This window comes from Mesorhizobium sp. M7A.F.Ca.CA.004.04.2.1, assembly GCF_004022825.1.
Taxonomy (GTDB): domain Bacteria; phylum Pseudomonadota; class Alphaproteobacteria; order Rhizobiales; family Rhizobiaceae; genus Mesorhizobium.
Window position 1 is genome coordinate 1 of record NZ_RZPH01001408.1, and the last position, 1,141, is coordinate 1,141.

2 protein-coding genes are annotated in these 1,141 nt (G+C 63.5%); both read left to right on the plus strand.

Annotated features, from left to right (window positions below; translation table 11 throughout):
- Nucleotides 1–802, plus strand: an 802-nt coding sequence (locus EN893_RS34970; RefSeq protein ID WP_128362211.1) for an aminotransferase class I/II-fold pyridoxal phosphate-dependent enzyme, incomplete at its 5' end; no start/stop codon positions are given.
- 4 nt (nucleotides 803–806) lie between these two features.
- Nucleotides 807–1,141, plus strand: a 335-nt coding sequence (locus EN893_RS34975) for a glutaminase (protein WP_206640247.1), incomplete at its 3' end; no start/stop codon positions are given.

The following is a 1,141-nucleotide window of genomic DNA, read 5'->3' on the forward strand; positions in this document are numbered from 1 at the left end:
CCGCGTCGCCATCGCGGCACCCGGCTATCCCGCCTATCGCAACATCATGGCCGCGCTCGGCATCGAGGTGGTCGAGATCGAGCTCGGCGACGCCGCCTACCTGCATGCCGGCCATCTCGAGACCGCGCATCGTGAAAAGCCGCTGAAAGGCGTTCTCTTCGCCAGTCCCGCCAATCCAACCGGCGCGGTCATACCGGCCGATGAACTGGCGGCCCTGGTGAGGACGGCACAAGACCTCGGCATCGCCGTCATCTCCGACGAAATCTATCACCGGCTCGCCTATGCCGCCCCCGACACCACGGCGCTTGCCTATGGAGGCGACGTGACCGTGATCAACTCCTTCTCCAAATATTACTGCATGACCGGCTGGCGCATCGGCTGGATGGTGCTGCCGCAAGAGCTGGTGCGGCCGGTCGAGCGCGTCGCCCAGAGCCTCTATATCTCGCCGCCGGAACTGTCGCAGATCGCGGCGATCGAAGCGTTCAGGGCGACCGAGGAGTTGGAGGCGGTCAAGGGTCGCTATGCCTGGAATCGCGAGCTTTTGATGAAACGCCTCCCGGAACTCGGCTTTCCGCTGGCGGCGCCCATGGACGGCGCCTTCTATGCCTTTTGTGACGTCACCAGGCATACCAATGACAGCATGGCCTTCGCGCGCAAGATGCTGGCCGAGGCGCATGTCGCGGCAACACCCGGCCAAGACTTCGACACTCAGGCCGGGCACCGCACGATGCGTTTCTCCTACGCCGGCAGCCACGACGACATGATCGAGGCGATGGCGCGCCTCGAACGCTGGTTGAGGTAGCGCCATGCCGGAACTCGAACAGGCCCTCAGACTTGATCAGGCCCACAAACTTGATCAGGCCTCCAAACTTGATCAGGCATTGGCCGAAGTCGCTGCCGAAATGGCCGATCGCACCGATCGCGGTGATGTCGCTTCTTACATTCCGCAGTTGGGTAAGGTCGATCCGAAGAAATTCGGCATCGCAGCGGTTACCAATGACGGGCGCGTGCTGACGGCGGGGGACGCCGACCAGGCCTTTTCCATCCGGAGCATCTCGAAAGTGTTCACCCTCACACTGGCGCTCGGCAATGTCGGCGACGCGCTGTGGCAGCGGGTCGGCCGCGAACCGTCAGGCAATCC